Here is a 1,599-nt window from a genome sequence, read left to right on the forward strand (position 1 = left end):
CTGACACGAAAATTGGGTGACCACAACGGGTGACCCGGCTGGGTGGCTGGTTATGCGGATTGGGTGAGTGGTTGCAGGGTGACTCGGTAGCCGAGGGCTTCGAGTTGGTTGATTGCTCGCGATTTGGTTCGGGCGGGCTGGTGGGCGCTGTAGTAGTCGGCGCCGGGGTCGCGGTAGAAGTCGCCGTTGGTGAGCATGTTGTGGGCGGCGATGATCATGGCGTGTTCGAGGGCGACGATGGCGCGCATCGGGCCGCGACGTGTGGCGATGCGCTTGTACTTGGCGGAGAAGTAGGTGTTCTTCGAGCGGGCCGCTGAGAGTGCGGCGATGCCCAGGACGCCTGTGAGGTAGCGGTTGCCAGGTCGGGTCTTGTTGGATTTGATCCGGCCGGCGGATTCGTTGGAACCGGGTGAAACTCCGGCCCAGGACGCCAGGTGCCCGGCGGTGGGGAAGACGCTCATGTCGCCGCCGGTTTCGGCGATGAACACCTCAGCCACGATGCGGGAGAATCCCGGGATACTCATCAGCAGGTCCCGGGCTGGGCGAAAAGGTTCCATCGCCTCCTCGATGCGCTCATCGAGTCGACCGATGTCGACGCTGTGGGCGTCGATACGGTCCAGAAACAGTCGGGCCATGAATGCGTGATGCTCGCGGAAACGTCCGGTCAGTGCTTCGGTCAAGGCCGGGATCTTCGACCGCAGTCGGCGTCGGGCCAGATCAGCGAGCACGGCGGGATCGCGTTGCCCGGCGATCAGTGCCTCGAGCATGGCGCGCCCGGAGACCCCGGTGATCTCGGAGGCCACCGCCGACAGTTTGATCCCGGCGTCTTCGAGAAGTTTCTCCAGCCGCTGCACTTCCCGGGTGCGTTCGCGGGTGATCACGGTGCGGGTGCGGGTCAGATCACGCAATTCCCGGATCGGAGCCGGCGGCACGAACGAGGCCTTCACCAGCCCGTGGGCGCCCAGATCGGCCAGCCACGCGGCATCGGAGACGTCGGTCTTGCGGCCGGGCAGGTTACGCACCGAGGCGGCGTTGACCAGCACCACGTCCAGTTCATCGTCGAGCAGGTAGTAGAACGGTTTCCAGTAGTCGCTGGTGGACTCGATCACCACGCAGCTGACCTTCTCCGCGATCAGGTGCTCGCGCAGCGCCAGGATCTGGCTGGTCGTGGCCCCTCAGGTGCTTACCGTCGCCGATTTCGCGCGGTTGCTCTGCCCCTGGATCCGTACGCAGACCTTCGCGTCCTTCTTCGAGCAGTCGATTCCCGCGCACCGCGGGTGTACTACATCCATCACCCATCACTCCCTCGTGAACTCTCGTATCCCGTTGCAGTGGAGAGTGTTTCGGGGAGGGCGGGGTGAAACAGGACTCTGACACTCGTGCTCGAAGGCAACATTCCACGGTTCCCGCGGACAAGGTTGTGCCCTCCGCCCCAAGCTAGCCTGCGGGCTCAGCGACAACATAGACGGACCGGGGTCGACCGAAACACTCCTCCAGCATCACCCCGCGATTCGTGGGACACAACCAGAGATCCGAGCCGAGCGCACAGCAAAATTTTCTAACCCCACGGAGGAGCGCAGCGCCCCTGGACAGCTAGCC

General features: G+C 64.2%; 1 pseudogene. It reads right to left on the minus strand.

The features are described from left to right. Window positions 1-50: 50 nt before the first annotated feature. Window positions 51-1,292 (minus strand): annotated as a pseudogene (locus CRM90_RS29885) (IS110 family RNA-guided transposase). Between the last annotated feature and the right edge of the window lie 307 nt (window positions 1,293-1,599).

The sequence above is a fragment of the Mycobacterium sp. ENV421 genome (assembly GCF_002887815.1).
Classification (GTDB): Bacteria; Actinomycetota; Actinomycetes; order Mycobacteriales; family Mycobacteriaceae; genus Mycobacterium.